Source organism: Pseudomonas sp. NFXW11 (genome assembly GCF_049887815.1).
Taxonomy (GTDB): domain Bacteria; phylum Pseudomonadota; class Gammaproteobacteria; order Pseudomonadales; family Pseudomonadaceae; genus Aquipseudomonas.
On record NZ_JAGEKI010000011.1, the window covers coordinates 22,392 to 39,164 of the forward strand.

General features: G+C 65.1%; 18 protein-coding genes. 7 read left to right on the forward strand and 11 right to left on the reverse strand.

The window, feature by feature from the left end; genetic code table 11:
• Positions 1-66: 66 nt before the first annotated feature.
• From J4P02_RS17770 to J4P02_RS17795, 6 genes are all read right to left on the reverse strand, one after another.
• The gene (locus J4P02_RS17770) at positions 67-858 is read right to left on the reverse strand and encodes a fimbrial biogenesis chaperone (protein ID WP_426192563.1); all 792 of its coding nucleotides are present in this window, start codon (positions 856-858) and stop codon (positions 67-69) included.
• A 46-nt stretch (positions 859-904) separates the two neighbouring features.
• Positions 905-1,405 (reverse strand): Csu type fimbrial protein, encoded by a 501-nt coding sequence (locus J4P02_RS17775; protein ID WP_426192565.1) that lies wholly within the window; start codon positions 1,403-1,405, stop codon positions 905-907.
• A 4-nt stretch (positions 1,406-1,409) separates the two neighbouring features.
• On the reverse strand, positions 1,410-1,946 hold the full coding sequence (locus J4P02_RS17780) for a Csu type fimbrial protein (RefSeq protein ID WP_426192567.1): 537 nt from the start codon (positions 1,944-1,946) through the stop codon (positions 1,410-1,412).
• A gap of 83 nt (positions 1,947-2,029) precedes the next feature.
• Positions 2,030-2,566, reverse strand: coding sequence for a Csu type fimbrial protein (locus J4P02_RS17785; protein WP_426192569.1), 537 nt, complete (start codon positions 2,564-2,566; stop codon positions 2,030-2,032).
• 19 nt (positions 2,567-2,585) lie between these two features.
• Positions 2,586-3,125, reverse strand: coding sequence for a Csu type fimbrial protein (locus J4P02_RS17790; protein ID WP_426192571.1), 540 nt, complete (start codon positions 3,123-3,125; stop codon positions 2,586-2,588).
• A 100-nt stretch (positions 3,126-3,225) separates the two neighbouring features.
• Complete coding sequence (locus J4P02_RS17795) at positions 3,226-3,726, reverse strand: Csu type fimbrial protein (RefSeq protein WP_426192573.1); 501 nt, start codon at positions 3,724-3,726, stop codon at positions 3,226-3,228.
• A gap of 244 nt (positions 3,727-3,970) precedes the next feature.
• Between J4P02_RS17795 and zapE the strand changes: the two genes are divergently transcribed.
• From zapE to J4P02_RS17810, 3 genes are all read left to right on the forward strand, one after another.
• Complete coding sequence (gene zapE, locus J4P02_RS17800) at positions 3,971-5,116, forward strand: cell division protein ZapE (RefSeq protein ID WP_426192575.1); 1,146 nt, start codon at positions 3,971-3,973, stop codon at positions 5,114-5,116.
• Between the two features lie 11 nt (positions 5,117-5,127).
• On the forward strand, positions 5,128-5,721 hold the full coding sequence (locus J4P02_RS17805) for a hypothetical protein (protein ID WP_426192577.1): 594 nt from the start codon (positions 5,128-5,130) through the stop codon (positions 5,719-5,721).
• A gap of 71 nt (positions 5,722-5,792) precedes the next feature.
• On the forward strand, positions 5,793-7,106 hold the full coding sequence (locus J4P02_RS17810) for a leucine-rich repeat-containing protein kinase family protein (protein ID WP_426192579.1): 1,314 nt from the start codon (positions 5,793-5,795) through the stop codon (positions 7,104-7,106).
• A gap of 68 nt (positions 7,107-7,174) precedes the next feature.
• Here the strand turns inward: J4P02_RS17810 and J4P02_RS17815 are convergent, their stop codons facing one another.
• The 3 genes from J4P02_RS17815 to J4P02_RS17825 form a co-directional block, all read right to left on the reverse strand.
• Positions 7,175-7,879, reverse strand: coding sequence for a YebC/PmpR family DNA-binding transcriptional regulator (locus tag J4P02_RS17815; protein WP_426192581.1), 705 nt, complete (start codon positions 7,877-7,879; stop codon positions 7,175-7,177).
• Positions 7,880-7,988: 109 nt separating this feature from the next.
• Positions 7,989-9,380, reverse strand: coding sequence for an FAD-dependent oxidoreductase (locus tag J4P02_RS17820; RefSeq protein ID WP_426192583.1), 1,392 nt, complete (start codon positions 9,378-9,380; stop codon positions 7,989-7,991).
• An 87-nt stretch (positions 9,381-9,467) separates the two neighbouring features.
• Positions 9,468-10,856: an MFS transporter gene (locus J4P02_RS17825; RefSeq protein ID WP_426192877.1), complete on the reverse strand. Its 1,389-nt coding sequence runs from the start codon at positions 10,854-10,856 to the stop codon at positions 9,468-9,470.
• Between the two features lie 224 nt (positions 10,857-11,080).
• Here J4P02_RS17825 and J4P02_RS17830 point away from each other — a divergent pair, with 224 nt between their 5' ends.
• Positions 11,081-11,953 (forward strand): LysR substrate-binding domain-containing protein, encoded by an 873-nt coding sequence (locus J4P02_RS17830; RefSeq protein WP_426192585.1) that lies wholly within the window; start codon positions 11,081-11,083, stop codon positions 11,951-11,953.
• A gap of 37 nt (positions 11,954-11,990) precedes the next feature.
• On the opposite strand, the gene J4P02_RS17835 is transcribed toward J4P02_RS17830, so the two are convergent.
• Complete coding sequence (locus J4P02_RS17835) at positions 11,991-12,884, reverse strand: LysR substrate-binding domain-containing protein (protein ID WP_426192587.1); 894 nt, start codon at positions 12,882-12,884, stop codon at positions 11,991-11,993.
• A gap of 110 nt (positions 12,885-12,994) precedes the next feature.
• Between J4P02_RS17835 and J4P02_RS17840 the strand changes: the two genes are divergently transcribed.
• From J4P02_RS17840 to J4P02_RS17850, 3 genes are all read left to right on the forward strand, one after another.
• Positions 12,995-14,104 carry a 2-aminoethylphosphonate--pyruvate transaminase gene (locus tag J4P02_RS17840; RefSeq protein ID WP_426192589.1) on the forward strand — a complete coding sequence of 370 codons (1,110 nt, stop codon included), beginning with the start codon at positions 12,995-12,997 and terminating at the stop codon, positions 14,102-14,104.
• 105 nt (positions 14,105-14,209) lie between these two features.
• Positions 14,210-15,037, forward strand: coding sequence for a phosphonoacetaldehyde hydrolase (gene phnX / locus J4P02_RS17845; RefSeq protein ID WP_426192591.1), 828 nt, complete (start codon positions 14,210-14,212; stop codon positions 15,035-15,037).
• Between the two features lie 187 nt (positions 15,038-15,224).
• Entirely contained in the window at positions 15,225-15,779 is a 555-nt protein-coding gene (locus J4P02_RS17850) for a cytochrome b (RefSeq protein ID WP_426192880.1), read from the forward strand.
• Here J4P02_RS17850 and J4P02_RS17855 read toward each other — a convergent pair.
• Positions 15,770-16,699: a 1-aminocyclopropane-1-carboxylate deaminase/D-cysteine desulfhydrase gene (locus tag J4P02_RS17855; protein WP_426192593.1), complete on the reverse strand. Its 930-nt coding sequence runs from the start codon at positions 16,697-16,699 to the stop codon at positions 15,770-15,772. The genes J4P02_RS17850 and J4P02_RS17855 overlap by 10 nt on opposite strands.
• Positions 16,700-16,773 lie beyond the last annotated feature (74 nt).

A 16,773-nucleotide genomic window follows, 5' to 3' on the forward strand; every position in this document is an offset into this window, starting at 1 on the left:
CACTGCGCGCACATCCGTCTCTCTCCCTGACAGCCGCCCGACAGGCCGCCGCGTTACACCTGTGGCTCAGTGCGCCGGGGCCAGGTTCTGCACCTGCGGCGCACCGTTGACCCGCAGTTGCAGAGTGGCCTCCGCCGTCAGCGGTTCCGCCACCGGCCAGCGCATCACCGCCCCGGGCAGCACATAGCCCAGGAGCCCCGGCGCCAACGGCCGGCTCTGCCCGCCCTGCTTCACGGAAACATCGGTGAGCCGCGCATGCACCGCCCCCTGGTTGCGCAGTTCGAGGAAGTTCTTGCCGTCCACCGCCACCTTGCGCCAGCTCAGGTCCGGCACCCCGGCGCCCTTGGGGTCACGCGGGCGGGAGCTGTCTTCCTTGCTCCAGAGCCCGGCCCCATAGGCGAACAGCGGCACCGAATAGCGCATCTGGAAGCGAATGGCCGCGGCGCTCTTGGCCTCGCCCTGGGGAACTATGGGCTTGGCCGAAGGGATCTCGTCGATGATGATCCGATACGCCAGCTCCTGCCCTGGCGGAATCTCCCGGGTGCGGGTCAGGCGTACCAGTTGCTTCTGCCCGGGTTCGATCTTCGCCACTGGCGGGCTGCCGATCACATCGCGCTGGTTCTGGTACTGATCATCGAAACTGCTCTGGCTCCAGGCAAACACCCGGATCTGCAGGTTGGCGGTCTCGCTGCCACGGTTCTCCAGCCACAGGGCACTGGCCTGCTGGTCCGCCTCCAGCACCGGGTCGATGGGCCAGATCAGCACCGAACTCGCCGCCTGGGCCCCGGAAACGCCGGACAATAGTCCGGCCACGATCAGAACACTGGCGACCCGCAGGCCCCGCAAAGGTAAATGCATACTGCTACTCCTTGTCCGCCTGCCGGCTGGTTGTTGATCCGCCCCATCACCACGACAGCTGCACCTGCAGCACATCGCTGTACGTCCCCCCAGGCTGAGTGCCCGGCAACTGCGCCTGCCCATAGATCGGCAGGCTGATGTTATTGGCATCGCTGTAGGCCACGGCCACGCTCTGGCCAATGCCCAGGCTCTGGCTGTACCCGGCATCGCGAAACAGCTGGTAGGCCACCTGGGCACTGCCGCTATTGAGCTGCATATGCCGCCCGCCACTGTTGTACTGGCCACCGTCCACCGTCATGTTCAGGGTCACCCCCGGGGTGCATTGCAACTGCACCCCGCCGCTCAGGGCGACATTGACCGTGCCGGTGGCCAGCGCCGACTGGGTACCGAACGCCAGGCTGCCGTAATTGCTGACCCCGCCCACCACCAGGCAACCGGCAACGATGCTGGCGCTGACCTGAAAGCTCTGGCTGGTCGCCGCGAAGCCCCCTCCCGGCCAGACACTGGCGCAGACCAACGCCAGCCATACCACTCCATGGCGGGCCATGACATCAAAAGGTCAACTGCACCGACACCGTGTCGGTATAGGTTCCGGCCGGCAGCCCGGCCTTGCCCACGGCCTGGCCGTAGATGTTCACCGTTTGCGCCACACCGGTGCTGGGCGCCAGATTGATCACCCCGTTGATCGCCAGAATCTGTGAATGGCCGGCGTCGGTGTACAGGTCATAGGGCACATAGTTGGCCACCCCGTCGAACAGTGCCCGGGAGCCGCCCGTGGACTTGCCATCGTTGGTACCGGCAGCGATTTTCAGGCTCGGCGAGGTACCGCTGGAGCAGAGGATCGACAAGGCCCCTCCCCCGCCCTGCAGTACCTGGGCGCTGGCGGTGGTGAACAGGCTGTTGGTGGTGCCGAAGTTCAAGGAGCCAAAGTTCAGGCCCGAGCTGCCGCCGGCCCCGTTCACCAGGCAACTGGTGGTGAGAATCAAGGACGCACTGATCTGCCCGGTGACCGTGGTGGCTGCATCGGCCTGGCCGACCATGGCCAACCCGAGCAAGGCCAGGCCCCATCTGGATGTGAATGCTTGCATGCTACGCCCCCCGGCGTTTCGCCCCTTGGCGTTGAACATCAAGCCCTGCCGGCGGGGCTGATCGCCCGCGCCAGGCACAGGCCTCAGAACGTCAGTTGCACCGCCACCGTATCGGTGTAGGTCCCCGCCGGCAGCCCGGCCTTGCCCACCGCCTGGCCGTAGATGTTCACCGTCTGTGCCACCCCGGTGCTGGGCGCCAGGTTGATCACCCCGTTGATCGCCAGAATCTGCGAATGGCCGGCGTCGGTGTACAGGTCATAGGGCACATAATTGGCCACCCCGTCATACAGGGCCCGGGTGCCACCGCTGGACATGCCGTCATTGGCCCCGCCCTGGATCGTCAGGCTCGGCGTGGTGCCGCTGGAGCAGAGGATCGACAGCGCCCCACCACCGCCCCCCAGCACCTGGCCAGTGGCGGTGGTGAACAGGCTGTTGGTGGTGCCGAAGTTCAAGGCACCGAAGCTCAGGCCGGTGCTGCCGCCCACCCCGTTGACCTGGCAACTGCTGGTGAGGATCAGGGTCGAGTTGATCTGCCCGGTGACAGTGGTTGCGGCATTGGCCGAGCAACACATGGCCAGGCCCAGCAATGGCCAGGCAGTTCTGAATACAAGCGCGTGCATGATGGATGTCCTCTCATGATTACCAATCCAGCGTGATCGTCAGGGTGTCGGTGTAGACCCCTGCCGGAACCGCGCGGGTATTCGCGACCACAGAGCCGAACACCGGAATGGGAATCCGTCTGCCGCTGCTCACTGCGAAATTGCGCTGCTGGCCGATGCTGTAGCTGTCGCTACCGGAAGCATCGACAAACAATCGATAGGGAATGGTCTGGCGGCCGTTGCTCAGGCGCCGGGTGCTGCCGTCGCCATTGAGACCGCCGTTGATGGTCACGGTAAAACCTGTGACCGAAGGGTTGCAGGCCACCTGCACCTGGCCGTCGGCGCTGTTGTCGAGGCTGGCCTTGATCGGGTTGACCCAGGTCGGCCCCTGCTGACCGAAATCCAGCACTCCAGGAGAATTCAGTGCACCGCCGGCAGAGCCGCTGCCGCCATTGGTCACCTGGCAGCTGGCGGTGATCACTAGGCGTGCCTGGATCTGCCCGCTGATCGCAGCTTGGGCGTCGTCGGCCAACAGGCACAGTGAGCCCAGGGCGACAATGGTCCAGCGTCTGCCTTTCATCGCATCCATCCCGGTTCCATCAGGACTCCCGCCCGAGCCGCCTGCAACAACGGCTTCCCTGTACTGCCCGGCTCCCCGCGGCAGCGTTCATGACCCCGGCCTACCAGGTCAGGGTCACCTTCAATACATCGGAATAGTTCCCGGCCCGAGGAATCTCGGCCAGGGGTTCGATACGCCCGTACAGCGGCAGGTCCACCGTGCCGGAATCCGGCACCCGGCCACTGACCGGGACATTCACCGGCAACGGAATCCGCTGCGCCGGGTCCTGGTAGAGGCGATAGGGAATGGCCTTGGCCAACGCGCCGTTGCCGGCCAGATAGCGCACCTCGCCGACACCGCCGTGCTGACCACCGTCGATGCGCATCTGATAAGGGGTATCGGGATTGCATTCCAGACGCGGTTGACGGCCACTGGCCAGGGCCGCCCCCAAGGGGCCCGCCGGGTCATCCAGGCGCGCACTGCTGCCGAAATCCAGCACACCCAGCTGCGCCACACCCGCTTCGCGCTGCTGCCCTACCAACTGACAGCCACGCAGCACATCGACCCGCACCTGCACTTGCAGGTCCGTGGCACTTGCCGTAGCACCCAGCAAGGCGCTCATGACGGCCAAACCCCTATATCCATTCAAGGCCTCAAATCCTTAGTGAGGAGCATTCGCTGAAATCAGGTTAGCAATCAGGGAAGAAACCGCCAGTTAGCGTATTAATCGATCACTGGCATGCTGGCCCGAGCGCCAGCGCTCGCAGCCATGCCTTTTCGAGATCGCTGGTCGAGCGCTTTGCTATTGGTTAAATTACCGCGCCGCTTTTAAGGTCTGCGGCCAGGAATCATCGGGGTAACCACCATTGGCCGCTTTACCACCAGAACCTGCAACACAGCCTTCACGCTGGCGCCGCCTGTTCGCCCGCAGCGGGCCAGCCATGCCGGGCAACGGTGGGGTGATCCACGACTACTTCCGACACAAGGCCCAAAGCCTGGGCTACACCCTGAGCCACAGCCAGTTGCGGGTGATCGACAGCATGGCCCGGCAAGCCGAGGGCCTGTCGCAAGTGCCGCATCAGGCCCGGAGCCTGTACCTGCATGGCGCCGTGGGCCGAGGCAAGAGCTGGCTGCTGGACGGTTTTTTCCGCGCCCTGCCCATCGCGCAGAAGCGTCGCCTGCACTTCCATGACTTCTTCGCCCAGCTGCACCAGGGCATGTTCCGCCACCAGCAGCAGGGCGATGCCCTGGGAGCCACCCTGGATGAACTGCTGGATCAGTGCCAGGTGCTGTGCTTCGACGAATTCCATGTGCATGACATCGGCGATGCCATGCTCATCACCCGGCTGTTCAAGGCCCTGTTCCAGCGTGGCATCGTGCTGTTGGTGACTTCCAACTACGCCCCCGAGGGCCTGCTGCCCAACCCGCTGTACCACGCGCGCTTCAAGCCGGTGATCGACCTGATCAACAGCAAGATGCAGGTCATGGAAGTGGGCGGCCCTCACGACTACCGCACCCAGGCGCGCACCCACGACCAGCAGCTCTTCACCCAGGGGCAGTATGTCTGGCCCGGTACCCAGGCCCAGCGCCAGGCCCTGGCGCTGCCCGAGCGGCATGCCCCGGCCAGCCGCTTGGGGGTCGGCAACCGCCAGTTGCAGGTACGCCAGGTGCAGCAGCGCAGTATTCGCGTCGAGTTCGCCGACCTCTGCGAACAGCCCACCGCGGTGATGGACTACCTGGAACTGAGCCGGCGCTTCGACACCTGGATCATCGACGAGCTGCCCTTGCTGGAAGACTGCTCGATCGCCGCCCAGCAGCGCTTTATCAACCTGATCGACGTGCTCTACGACCAGGACAAGCGCCTGCTGCTGATCGGCCAGCGGCCCCTTGGCGAAAGCCTCGGCGGCCAGGCCATCGACCTGGCGCGGACCCGTAGCCGCCTTGGCCAGTTGCAGGAAATCGGCCCCCCGGCCAGCGCTGGCCTGAACCCCGCGGCCCACATCCAGGATTGATCAAGATCGATATGTTACCGGCAACCTTCTGCGAAATTTTCTCCCTGTACCGGGCGGACTCGACCTTCAAGCATCCCCATGTGCTCGGCCTGAACAGCTTCTCGCCACAGGAGCTGGCGGCCCATGGCTATGAACGGATTGGCGAAGCATCCGACTTGCACTTCTACGAAAAGAACCTGGGCGCCCGGTACCAGAAGAAAACCCTGGGCCTGCTGTGCAAGCGCTACTTCTGCAACGACCAGGACCTGGGCAGCGGCTTTTCCATTGCCCCTGGCGTGCGCCTCACCACCCTGCTCAAGCACGCGAAGAACGTCCACCCCGATTGGGTCTTCTACTTTTCCAGCGACAAACGCGATGGCGCGGCAATACTCGACCAGCGAATCGTCCTGCGCTTCAGCCAATGCAGCCGCAAAGGCGCCTACTTGCTCAGCACCCTGGAAAGCGACTTCAACACTGAGCACTCATTCGCTAACGCCGCTACTCGCGCCGTCAAAGCCACCCTGCAACAGCAGAACCTGCGCGAGCCTTTATCCGCTGCCGGGAACAAGCAGCGGCCTGCAGCATTTCGCCGCCTGGCACGCTGGCTGTGCCAACGCGACCACTGAGCACGCAGCAAAACCGCCCAATCTGCTTTATCCTGCGCGCCCTGTTCCTCTTTCGAGTGTTGACGCTGTTCATGGATACCCTTGCCCAACTGCGGGCCGGCCAGCTGGCTGGCATCAAGCGCCTGGACCTGTCCTGCGGCCTGACTGAATTCCCGCGGGAAATCTTCGCCCTCGCCGACTCCCTGGAAATCCTCAACCTCAGCGGCAATGCCTTGAGCAGCCTGCCCGACGACCTGCACCGGCTGACCCGCCTGCGCATCCTGTTCTGCTCCGACAACCGCTTCAGCGAACTGCCGGCCTGCATCGGCCAGTGCGCACAATTGAGCATGATCGGCTTCAAGGCCAACCGCATCGAACGAGTACCGGCTGCGGCCCTGCCGCCCCAGCTACGCTGGTTGATCCTGACCGACAACCGCATCAGCGAGCTGCCGGACGAACTGGGCCGGCGCCCGCTGCTGCAAAAACTGATGCTCGCCGGCAATCGCCTGAGCCGCCTGCCCGCGAGCCTTGGCCAGTGCCACCGCCTGGAACTGTTGCGCATCGCCGCCAACCGCTTCAGCGAGCTGCCGCCCTTCCTGTTGCAACTGCCGAGCCTGACCTGGCTGGCCTACGCCGGCAATCCGCTGGAGTCGGAAGCCGATGCCGCGGCGCTGCAATCCACGCCGAACATTCCCTGGTCGCAATTGAGCCTGGGGCAACGCCTGGGGGAAGGGGCTTCCGGGGTGATTCACCAGGCGCAATGGCAAGCCGCCAGGCAGCCGCCACGGGCCGTGGCGGTCAAGCTGTACAAGGGCGAGATGACCAGCGACGGTTCGCCGCTGCATGAAATGAACGCTTGCATCAGTGCCGGATTGCATCCGAACTTGATCCGCGTCGAGGGCCGGATCGCCGATCACCCCCAGGGCCAGCACGGCCTGGTGATGCAACTGATCGACCCCAGCTTCGGCAACCTGGCGGCGCTGCCGAGCCTGGACTCCTGCTCCCGGGACATCTACCCCGAAGGCGCGTGCTACAGCGCCGCAGTGATTCTGCGCATGGCCCGCGGCCTGGCTGCAGTGGGCGGCCACCTGCACGCCCAGGGCATTACCCACGGCGACCTGTACGGCCACAACACCTTGTTCAATGCCCAGGGCGACTGCCTGCTGGGGGACTTTGGCGCGGCCTCCTTCCATGCCAGGGACGACAGCCAGCAGAGCCGCGCACTGCAACGCCTGGAAGTGCGGGCCTTCGGTATCTTGCTGGAGGAGTTGCTAGAGCGTGAAGACGGCTCGCTGGCCGCGGAGGCGAAGCGCAAACTGCTGGCGCTGGTGCAGGACTGCTGCCAGCCGCAGGTGCTGGCGCGACCGGACTTTGCCCAGGTCTGCGAGGCATTGGCGGAGCTTTGAAAAAGCTTCGCCGGCAAGCCGGCTCCTACCCCCAGGGGTGAGAGCCGGGCTGCCGGCGAATTGCGGTCTTAACCCGCCAGGCCGACGAACATATCCTGCACGTCGTCATGGTTGTCCAGACCTTCGAGGAAGGCTTCGACTTCCGCCATCTGCTCATCGCTCAGGCCGCTGATCGGGTTCTTCGGCTGATAGCCGAGCTTGGCCGAAAGCACGGTGAAGCCTTGCTCGGGCAAGGCCTTCTGCACCGCGTCGAGGTCGGCAGGCTCGGTGAGGAACAGGGTCGCGCCCTCTTCGCCCGGCTCGAAATCCTGGGCACCGGCCTCGATCGCCGCCAGTTCCGGATCGGCATCCGGGCTGTCTGGCGAGGCTTCGATCATGCCCACATGGTTGAAGTCCCAGGACACCGAACCCGAGGCACCCAGTTGGCCCTTGCGGAAGGCCACGCGGATTTCCGCCACGGTACGGTTGATGTTGTCAGTCACGCATTCCACGATCAGCGGCACCTGGTGCGGGGCGAAGCCTTCGTAGGTCACGCGATGGTATTGCACGGTCTCGCCCAGCTGGCCCGAGCCTTTCTTGATGGCGCGCTCAAGGGTCTCGCGAGGCATCGAGGCCTTCTTGGCCTGTTCGACCACCAGCCGCAGGTGGGCGTTGGTGGCAGTGTCAGCGCCATTGCGTGCGGCAATGGTGATCTCTTTCACCAGCTTGCCGAAGATCTTGCCCTTGGCGTTGGCTGCCGCTTCTTTGTGTTTAACCTTCCACTGTGCGCCCATTACTCACTCTCTTTGATCTATGGCGTCGAGTTGGATTTGGCCGACGCGATGGGCAAGTTTATACGTCCTCAAGGCCCTGATCGACCAAAAACTCAAGGCCCATGCCCCTTCAGCCCTTGTCGGCCTTGCCCGCGGCAGCGGCAAAACGCGCCAGGCGCAGATCCAAATGCCGCGGCCGGCGCCCCTGATCCTCGGCCCGCTCCTTGCGGCGAATGGCATTGCGCACCATCAACGACCCCAGGTAGCGGATCGGCTCCGGCGGGAAGTAGCCCAGGGGCCCGTTGACCAGCGGCGAGCGGGTCCAGGGGTTGTCCAGCCCCTGCACCAGGGAGGCAAGGATCTGCCCGCCCATATGGCAGGGGCCGACGCCGCTGCCGGAGTAGCCGAAGCCATAGAACAGATTGCCCGCGCGGCTCATCTGGCCGAAGAACGGCAGGCCGGTCACTGAACGGTCCGAGGGGCCGTTCCAGCTGGCCGCCAGCGGCACCTGGGCAAAGGCCGGGAAGAACTGCGCCAGGCTGCGTTGCAGCAGGCCAAGGTGCGGCGAGGGCTGGTCGAACACCGGCAGTATCCGCCCGCCATAGGCGAAGGTATTGCCACCCTTGCCGAGCATGATCCGACCGTCCGGGGTGTTGCGGTAGTAATGCACGAATATCCGCGAATCCAGCACCGTCACCCCACTGGTGAAGCCGATCTGCTGCAACAGCTGCGGACGCGGCTCGGTGATCAGCATGTCGCTGGAGACTATGGCCACGCTGCGCTCGAACTGCGGGAAGGCCCGGGCCATCCAGGCATTCATCGCCAGCACCACCCGTTCGGCGCGGATCGAACCTGCTGGCGTATGCAGCAGCGCCGGACGCCCCTCTTCCAGCCCGGTCAGCGCCGTGTGCTCATGAATCCGCACCCCCAGCTGCAAGGCCACCCGCCGCAGCCCGCGCACCAGCAAGCCCGGCTGCACGCTGGCGGCGGCCTTCGAATACCAGCCTTCCAGGTGCTGGCTGGAGCCGGCCAGGCGTTGCACATCGGCCAGCGGGCGCTTGTCGAAGGAGTTGATGCCACGGCGCTCCAGGGCCGCGATCACGCCATCGGTGGCGCCCATTTGAGCGGCGTTGGTGGCGGTGTACAAAGTACCGTCGAGGCGGTACTGGGCATCCACGGCGTAGCGCTGGCAGAAGTCGCCAATGGCATAGATGCTGCGCTCCGATTCCTTGACCAGGCGCACCGCCTCCTCGATGCCGAACAGGCGCTCCAGGGTCAGGTACTTGGCCGACCAGGACAGCGCACAGCCACCGTTGCGCCCACTGGCGCCGGCGCCGCAGATATCGGCCTCGATCAGCAGCACATCCAGCCCCGGGTTCTGCTCCTTGAGCATGATCGCGGTCCACAGCCCCGTGTAGCCGCCGCCGACAATCGCCACCGCGCAGGAGGTAGCCCCTTGCAGGGGCGGGCAAGGGGTGGGATTTTCCTGTTGCAGGGCCTGTTCCAGCCAGAAAGGTCGCATGCTCGATCTCCAGTCAAAGGCGAAGGCCAACACCGCACCCGCCGCCTCCGGCAACAATGCGCGGCAGCCGGCGGGCCGGGGTGTGGTTCAGGAACGCAGGGGTTTGATCAGCAAGGGGCCGTTGGGCACCACCGATTGTGGCGGCTCGACGCCATTGGGCCGGCTGTTCCAGAACGGCAACAGCAGCAACGCCGAGACCAGGGCGCAGCCGGCAAACAGGATGAACACCGTGACCGTGTCGAAATAGCCCGGCAGCAGGCCACCCAGTACCGCCCCCACCGAACCGCAGCCGTTGACGAAGCCCGCCGCTGTGGCCCCAGCCCTGGCCGAACCGAAATCGATGGCGGCCGCGCCGCTGATCATCGAGTCCGGCCCATACAGGGTCAGGCCCATAAAGAACAGCAGCGCCATCACCAGCAGCACGCTGCCGCTGTGCAGCGCCCCCATGAACAGCGCCAGCGACAGCGTCAGCGCCAGCAGGCTGATGACGCAGGCCGGCATGCGCCGGGCGCCGAACAGCTTGTCCGAGGCCAGGCCGATCATGATCGGCCCCAACAGCCCGGCCAGCTCGAAGCTGGTGGGCACTATCGCCGCGCCCACCTTGCCCACCGTGGGCATCTGTTCATAGACGATCACCGGCCCCCACAGCAGGATCGCGTAACGCGCCGGCTTGAGCAGAAAATACGCAAGCCCCAGCACCAGTACCGTGCGGTTGCGCAGGATCTCCCGCAGCGGCCCCCAAACGCTCGCCCCGAGCCCGACAGCGCGCTGGTCGGCATCATCCGCCAACTCGCCATCCACCGCCGGCAGGCCCACGTCCTGCGGGGTGTCGCGCTGATAGATGAAAAACAGCACGGCGGTCAGGGCCACCACCGCCGCGCTGGAATAGAACGCCGCATGCCAGGTGCCGACCAGGGTATAGGCCCACCAGCCGGCAAAGGGCGAAGCCACCAGCCCGCCGAAGGCATAGCAGGAACTCCACAGCCCCAGCACCCGGCCGCGCTGCCGGGCGGGAAAGAAACTGCCGATGTTCTTGCACAGCCCGGACCAGCCGGTGGACTGCGCCAGCCCCTGCACCAGCATGCAGGTGGCGAACACCGGCAAGGTGGCGAAGCTGCCCATGACCAGGGCCGCTGCAGCGGAAATCAGCAACCCCCCCAGCACCACCACCCGCGGCCCGAAGCGGTCGGCAAAGATTCCCCAGGTGAACTGGCCCACGGCGTAAGCCGCCAGGTAGAGGGCATCGAGGTTGGCCATGGCCATCTTGTCGAGGGTGAAATCGGGGTCGTCGGCGATCCCCAGTTTGGCCACGGAAAAGGCTTTGCGAGTGAAGTAGAACGCCGCGTAGGCGATCCAGGTAATGGCGAATATCTGCACTCGCCAACTTTTCAGGGTGCGCTTCTGCTTGTTCATTGTGGTTCTGACCTCAGGGTGAGTGTGCCGGCAGAATGAGGAGCAAACGCCTGTGTTTTTTATTGTTGAGCACTGCAGCAAGGCCCTTGCGGCGGGCACTGCTGGTCAGATGAGTCCTGTTGCTGCCCCGGTTTCGAGGCGGGGAAATGCACGCACAGGCATCAGGGCCCATAGCCGCTCGAACGAGGGGGCAGCGGGCCTTGAAAGATGGAAGCAATTACCGATTAATAAATGAAATCGATTTATCGTATTTCAAATATAAGTTCAGCTTGTAAGAGGACTCGCCCATGTCGGTTTCCCATGCACAGTTGAAGGCCTTCCACGCGGTGGCGGTGCACGGCAACTTCACCAAGGCCGCCGAACGCCTGTACCTGACCCAGCCGGCCATTTCCGACCAGGTGCGCAAGCTCGAGGAGCGCTTCGGGGTCTTGCTGTTCCATCGCAACAAGCGCTCGGTGCGCCTCACCGACCTGGGGGAACGCCTGCTGGCCATCACCCATCGGCTGTTCGTGGTGGAAGCCGAGGCCAAGGAACTGCTGCAGGATTCCCAGGCCCTGCAAACCGGCAGCCTGGTGCTGGCAGTGGACGCACCGGTGCATGTACTGCCGCAAATCGCCCGTTTCTGCGAGCTGTACCCGGGGATCAATGTACGGATCGAGACCGGCAACACCGACGAATCCCTGCTGCGCCTGTTCAACTACCAGGCCGACCTGGCCCTGCTGGGGCGCGAGGTGGATGACGAACGCCTGCTGTCCCTGACCCTCCGCAACGATCCACTGGTGGCCTTCGTGTCCCGTCATCACCCCTGGGCCGAGCGCCAGTCGATCCACCTGGCGGACCTGGACGACATGCCCCTGGTGCTGCGGGAAGTCGGCTCGGTAACCCGCCAGACCCTGGAAGAGGAAATGCACCGCGCCGGCCTGCGCATCCGCCCAACCATCCAGGTGGAAGGCCGCGAAGCGGCGCGCGAGGCGGTGGTGGTGGGGATTGGCGTGGGGGTGGTGTCGGCGGCGGAGTTTGGCGCCGACTCGCGGGTCTGCGCCCTGCCGATCATCGACTGCGAACGGCGCATGACCGAAACCCTGGTGTGCCTGCGCGAGCAGAGCTCGCGACGAATCGTCGCGACCTTTCTCGAACTGGTGCACAACAGCCTGCAATAGAGGCAGCGGCAAGCCTCAAGCGGCAGGCAGCAGGCTTTTATCTTGCGGCTTGCAGCTTGCCGCTTGCCGCTGCTCGTGGTGCCAGGTCGAAGAACGCCTGGATCAGGCGCAAATCACGGCGGCGTTCCAGGCAGCCGAGCATATGCCGATTGACCAGCCCTTCCCCGCGAATCGGCACGGTACGTACCCGCGGGTCGGCGCCGACTTCCACCGAGCTGACAACACCTACCCCCAGATGCGCCGCCACCGCCTCGGTCACCGCTTCGCGGCTGTCCAGCTCCAGCAGTACCCGGGGCTGGATGCCGGCCAGGGTGCAGGCCTGGTCGAAGGTGCGGCGGGTGATGGAGCTGGGTTCGCGCAGCACCATGATCACCTGGTCCAGCTGGTCGATGGCGATGCCCTCGGGCAGCTCCAGCCAGGGATGCCCGGCGGGCACCAGGGCGCACATCCGCGACTCGTCCAGGCTGTGCAGATGCAAGCCCTTGCGCGGCTCGACCTCGGTCAGCAGCGCCACGTCGGCATGCTCGGAAAGCAGCGCCGCCAGGGTTTCCTGGGCATTGCCCAGGCGCAGGTTGACCGTCACCCCCGGATAACGCTCACGCAGGCTGGCCAGCATCGGCATGACCAGGTGCGGGCCATCCGCCGCCACTTCCAGGCGCCCCGTCAGCAGTTGCCGGTTGGCCTCCAGCAGCGCCTGGGCCTCCTCCGCCATACCGAACATGGCCCGGGTGATGGCCGCGAGCTTGGTGCCCTCCTCGGTCAGTTCGACCCGACGCGCAGTACGCCGCAGCAGGGTGATCTGGTAGTGCTCCTCCAGGGCCTTGATATGCCCGGTCACCGCCGGCTGGCTGATAAACAGCCGCGCCGCAGCACGGGTGAAGCTGCCTTCACGGGCCACGGCGTCGAATGCACGGAGTTGGAACAGGTTCATATTTATCGGCCTCACTTATGGCTGGCATAACAACAAACAATTTGATTGATGACAAGGCAAACTGCAATTTAGTCCCCGTAGCTTGATCCGATCATTTTCGAGGACACAGCATGAGCATCGCCGAGCCAATCCTGCTTACCCCCGGCCCCCTGACTACCTCTGCCCGTACCCGTCAGGCGATGCTGGTGGACTGGGGTTCATGGGATGAGCGCTTCAACCAATTGACCGCCAGCCTGTGCCGGCAGCTGCTGGCCATCATCGACGGCGCCGACAGCCACCACTGCGTGCCCCTGCAGGGCAGCGGCACCTTTGCCGTGGAAGCCGCGATCGGCACCCTGGTGCCCCGCGACGGCAAGGTCCTGGTGCTGATCAACGGCGCCTACGGCCAACGCCTGGCGAAGATCTGCGCAGTGCTGGGCCGCGACTTCAGCACCTTTGTCAGCGCCGAGGACCAGCCCACCACCGCCGCCGATGTCGAACGCCTGCTAAAGGCCGACAGTGCCATCAGCCATGTGGCGCTGATCCACTGCGAAACCAGCACCGGGATCCTCAACCCGCTGCCGGAGATCGCCCAGGTGGTGGCGCGCTATGGCAAGCGCCTGATCATCGACGCCATGAGCTCCTTCGGCGCCCTGCCCATCGATGCCCGCGAGATTCCCTTCGAGGCGCTGATCGCCGCGTCCGGCAAATGCCTGGAAGGCGTGCCCGGCATGGGTTTCGTGTTCGCCCGCAAGGAATCTTTGGCCCGTGCCGCGGGCAATGCCCATTCCCTGGCCATGGACCTGCACGACCAGCACGCCTACATGGCCAAGACCGGCCAATGGCGCTTCACCCCGCCGACCCACGTAGTGGCTGCGCTGCATGAAGCCCTGCTGCAATACCAGGAGGAAGGCGGCCTGCCGGCACGCCACGCGCGCTACGCCGACAACTGCCAGGCCCTGCTCGAAGGCATGAAAGCCCTGGACCTGCGCAGCTTCCTGCCGGCGTCGATCCAGGCGCCGATCATCGTCACCTTCCACGCCCCGCAAAACCCGCGCTACCAGTTCAAGGACTTCTATGAACGGGTCAAGGCCAAGGGCTTCATCCTCTACCCCGGCAAGCTGACCGAGGTCGAGACCTTCCGCGTGGGCTGCATCGGCCATGTCGATCGCCAGGGCATGCAGGCGGCGGTCGCGGCCATTGGCGAAGTGCTGCGGGAAATGCAAGTGCTCGATATCTGACGTTCCACCGCCTCCTGTAGGAGCGAGCTTGCTCGCGAACCAGGCAACGCGGTCCCAGACCCTTTTTCGCGAGCACCCTCGCCCCCAACAACAGGTATTGGCCCCATGAACTACAACAACCCCACTCAGCTGCAAGCCGCGATCCTCGACTGGGCCGGCACCGTGGTCGACTTCGGCTCCTTCGCCCCGACCCAGATCTTTGTCGAAGCCTTTGCCGAGTTCGATGTACAGGTTTCCATCGAAGAAGCCCGTGGCCCGATGGGCATGGGCAAATGGGACCATATCCGCACCCTGTGCGACCTGCCGCAGGTGGCCGAGCGTTACCGCCAGGTGTTCGGCCGCACCCCGAGCGATGCCGACGCCACCGCCATCTACGAACGCTTCATGCCGTTGCAGATCGACAAGATCGCCGAACACTCGGCGCTGATCCCCGGGGCCCTGGAGGTAATTGCCCAGTTGCGCGAGCAAGGCATCAAGATCGGCTCCTGCTCCGGCTACCCCAAGCAGGTGATGGACAAGGTGGTGGCCCTGGCCGCCCGCAACGGCTACGTGGCCGACCATGTGGTGGCCACCGACGAAGTGCCCAACGGCCGCCCCTGGCCGGCCCAGGCCCTGGCCAACGTGATCGCCCTGGGCATCGATGATGTGGCCGCCTGCGTGAAGATCGACGACACCGTACCGGGCATCCTCGAAGGCCGCCGCGCCGGCATGTGGACCGTGGCCCTGACCTGCTCGGGCAACGCCCTGGGCCTGAGCTACGAAGGTTTCAAGGCCCTGGCCAGCGATACCCTGGCCAGCGAGCGCCAGCGCATCCACAAGCTGTTCGAAGCCTCGCGCCCGCACTACCTGATCGACACCATCGCCGACCTGCCCCAGGTGATTGCCGACATCAACCTGCGCCTGGCCCGCGGGGAAATGCCCCAGAGCAGCTGAACGCAGCGCACCCCGTTCAAACAACGGCCCCTCGGGGCCGTTTTTTATCGCCAGCTCCCGGGCCAGAGCCCCCTGCCGCGATAAAAGCCATGCCAGGCCCGGGCAAATCGGCACAAAGCGGATTACAGTTAGAACACTCCGTCATTCAAGAACGGAGGCTCAAGACCTGATGACCGAGGAAGCCCCCATGCCCTGGAAAAACACCGACGCGCGCTACAGCACCGTGTCGATCGCCTTGCACTGGCTGATGCTGGTGCTGCTGGCGGTGGTGTACGCCTGTATTGAATTTCGCGGCATCTTTCCCAAGGGCAGCGGTGGCCGCAGCCTGATCGTCGAGGCGCACTTCATGCTCGGCCTGACGGTGTTCGTGCTGGTCTGGCTGCGACTGTTCGCCCGTAGCCTGGGGGTGGCACCGCAGATAGTGCCCACGCCACCACAGTGGCAGCGGCTGCTGTCGACCCTGATGCACTGGGCGCTGTACCTGTTCATGATCGCCATGCCCCTGCTGGGTTGGCTGACCACCAGCGCCAAGGGCCATCAGGTGATGTTCTATGGCCTGGACCTGCCCTTGCTGCTGAACGAGGACAAGGCCCTGGCCAAGCAACTGCAGAACTGGCATGAGCTGCTGGGGACGGTCGGCTACTGGCTGATCGGCCTGCATGCCCTGGCCGGGCTCTATCACCACTACGTGATGCGCGACAACACCCTGCAACGCATGTGGCGCAAACGCGGTCAGGCCTGAGGCGCAAAGCCCCGGCGGCCTTGCAGGCCGCCGGTATGCACGAAGATCAGCCGACTCCCCACAGCAAAAACACCCGCCTCGACCTGTTGCCGCAGGGCCAGCAGCGCCTTGCCGGTGTACAGCGGCTCCAGGGGCAGCCCACTGCACTGCTCGCTGTCCTGGATAAAGGCCAGCAGTTTCTCGTCCACCTTGGCAAAGCCGCCTCGGCTGGCGTCCAGCAATCGATAACCTGCGTCCTCCACCCCGGCTTCGCCAAGAATCGCCCTGACCGACTGCGCCACGCCATGGTCCAGCGGCACCGCCAGGGCGCCGTACACCGGGCGAGCCCCGGCTTCGGCCAACACCAGCCCGGCCAGGGTGGTGCCGGTGCCGGCGGCCAGCCACCAGCCGTGATAGTCGCCCCAGCCCAGGGCCGGCAGCTGTTCGCGCACCTGATCCAGCAAAGGCATGCAGCCCCGGGCACCGGCTAGCCCGCCACCGCCCTCGGGCACCGGGTACAGCTGCGGGTACTGCGCCTGCCAGGGCGCCCAGAAGCCGGGCTCATTTCGCGCCCGATAACCGCCGTAACCCAACCAGTGCAATTGCATGCCCCAGCGCTGCAGGTCGCGTACCGTCGGCGTGTCCTGGGGATGCCCGCGCAGCAGCCCGGCCGTGGCAAAGCCGAAACGCTGGCCGGCGGCGGCCAGGGCATGCAGATGATTGGAATGGGCACCGCCGAGGCTGATGATGCCCCGGGCGCCGCTGCAATGTGCGGCGGCCAGGTGCTGGCTGAGCTTGAACCACTTGTTGCCGCTGATCAGCGGGTCGATCAGGTCCAGGCGCAGTACCGCCACCTCGACCCTGGCCCGGCGCAGCCAGTCCAGCTCCAGTGGTTGCAAGGGGGCTCGGGGCAAGCCGGCAAAGGACGTGGCAAAGGACATCGGCGCTGGATTCAAAAAAAGAGGCGCAGTTTAACAGTGCGCCTCTGCTTTGCCCGCCGTGTTTGGCAGGCGGA

Coding starts and splice junctions, on each gene's coding strand:
- J4P02_RS17770 (WP_426192563.1), bottom strand. CDS start 858: ATGCATTTACCTTTGCGGGGCCTGCGGGTCGCCAGTGTTCTGATCGTG.
- J4P02_RS17775 (WP_426192565.1), bottom strand. CDS start 1,405: ATGGCCCGCCATGGAGTGGTATGGCTGGCGTTGGTCTGCGCCAGTGTC.
- J4P02_RS17780 (WP_426192567.1), bottom strand. CDS start 1,946: ATGCAAGCATTCACATCCAGATGGGGCCTGGCCTTGCTCGGGTTGGCC.
- J4P02_RS17785 (WP_426192569.1), bottom strand. CDS start 2,566: ATGCACGCGCTTGTATTCAGAACTGCCTGGCCATTGCTGGGCCTGGCC.
- J4P02_RS17790 (WP_426192571.1), bottom strand. CDS start 3,125: ATGAAAGGCAGACGCTGGACCATTGTCGCCCTGGGCTCACTGTGCCTG.
- J4P02_RS17795 (WP_426192573.1), bottom strand. CDS start 3,726: ATGAGCGCCTTGCTGGGTGCTACGGCAAGTGCCACGGACCTGCAAGTG.
- J4P02_RS17805 (WP_426192577.1), top strand. CDS start 5,128: ATGTTACCGGCAACCTTCTGCGAAATTTTCTCCCTGTACCGGGCGGAC.
- J4P02_RS17810 (WP_426192579.1), top strand. CDS start 5,793: ATGGATACCCTTGCCCAACTGCGGGCCGGCCAGCTGGCTGGCATCAAG.
- J4P02_RS17815 (WP_426192581.1), bottom strand. CDS start 7,879: ATGGGCGCACAGTGGAAGGTTAAACACAAAGAAGCGGCAGCCAACGCC.
- J4P02_RS17820 (WP_426192583.1), bottom strand. CDS start 9,380: ATGCGACCTTTCTGGCTGGAACAGGCCCTGCAACAGGAAAATCCCACC.
- J4P02_RS17830 (WP_426192585.1), top strand. CDS start 11,081: ATGTCGGTTTCCCATGCACAGTTGAAGGCCTTCCACGCGGTGGCGGTG.
- J4P02_RS17835 (WP_426192587.1), bottom strand. CDS start 12,884: ATGAACCTGTTCCAACTCCGTGCATTCGACGCCGTGGCCCGTGAAGGC.
- J4P02_RS17840 (WP_426192589.1), top strand. CDS start 12,995: ATGAGCATCGCCGAGCCAATCCTGCTTACCCCCGGCCCCCTGACTACC.
- phnX (WP_426192591.1), top strand. CDS start 14,210: ATGAACTACAACAACCCCACTCAGCTGCAAGCCGCGATCCTCGACTGG.
- J4P02_RS17850 (WP_426192880.1), top strand. CDS start 15,225: ATGCCCTGGAAAAACACCGACGCGCGCTACAGCACCGTGTCGATCGCC.
- J4P02_RS17855 (WP_426192593.1), bottom strand. CDS start 16,699: ATGTCCTTTGCCACGTCCTTTGCCGGCTTGCCCCGAGCCCCCTTGCAA.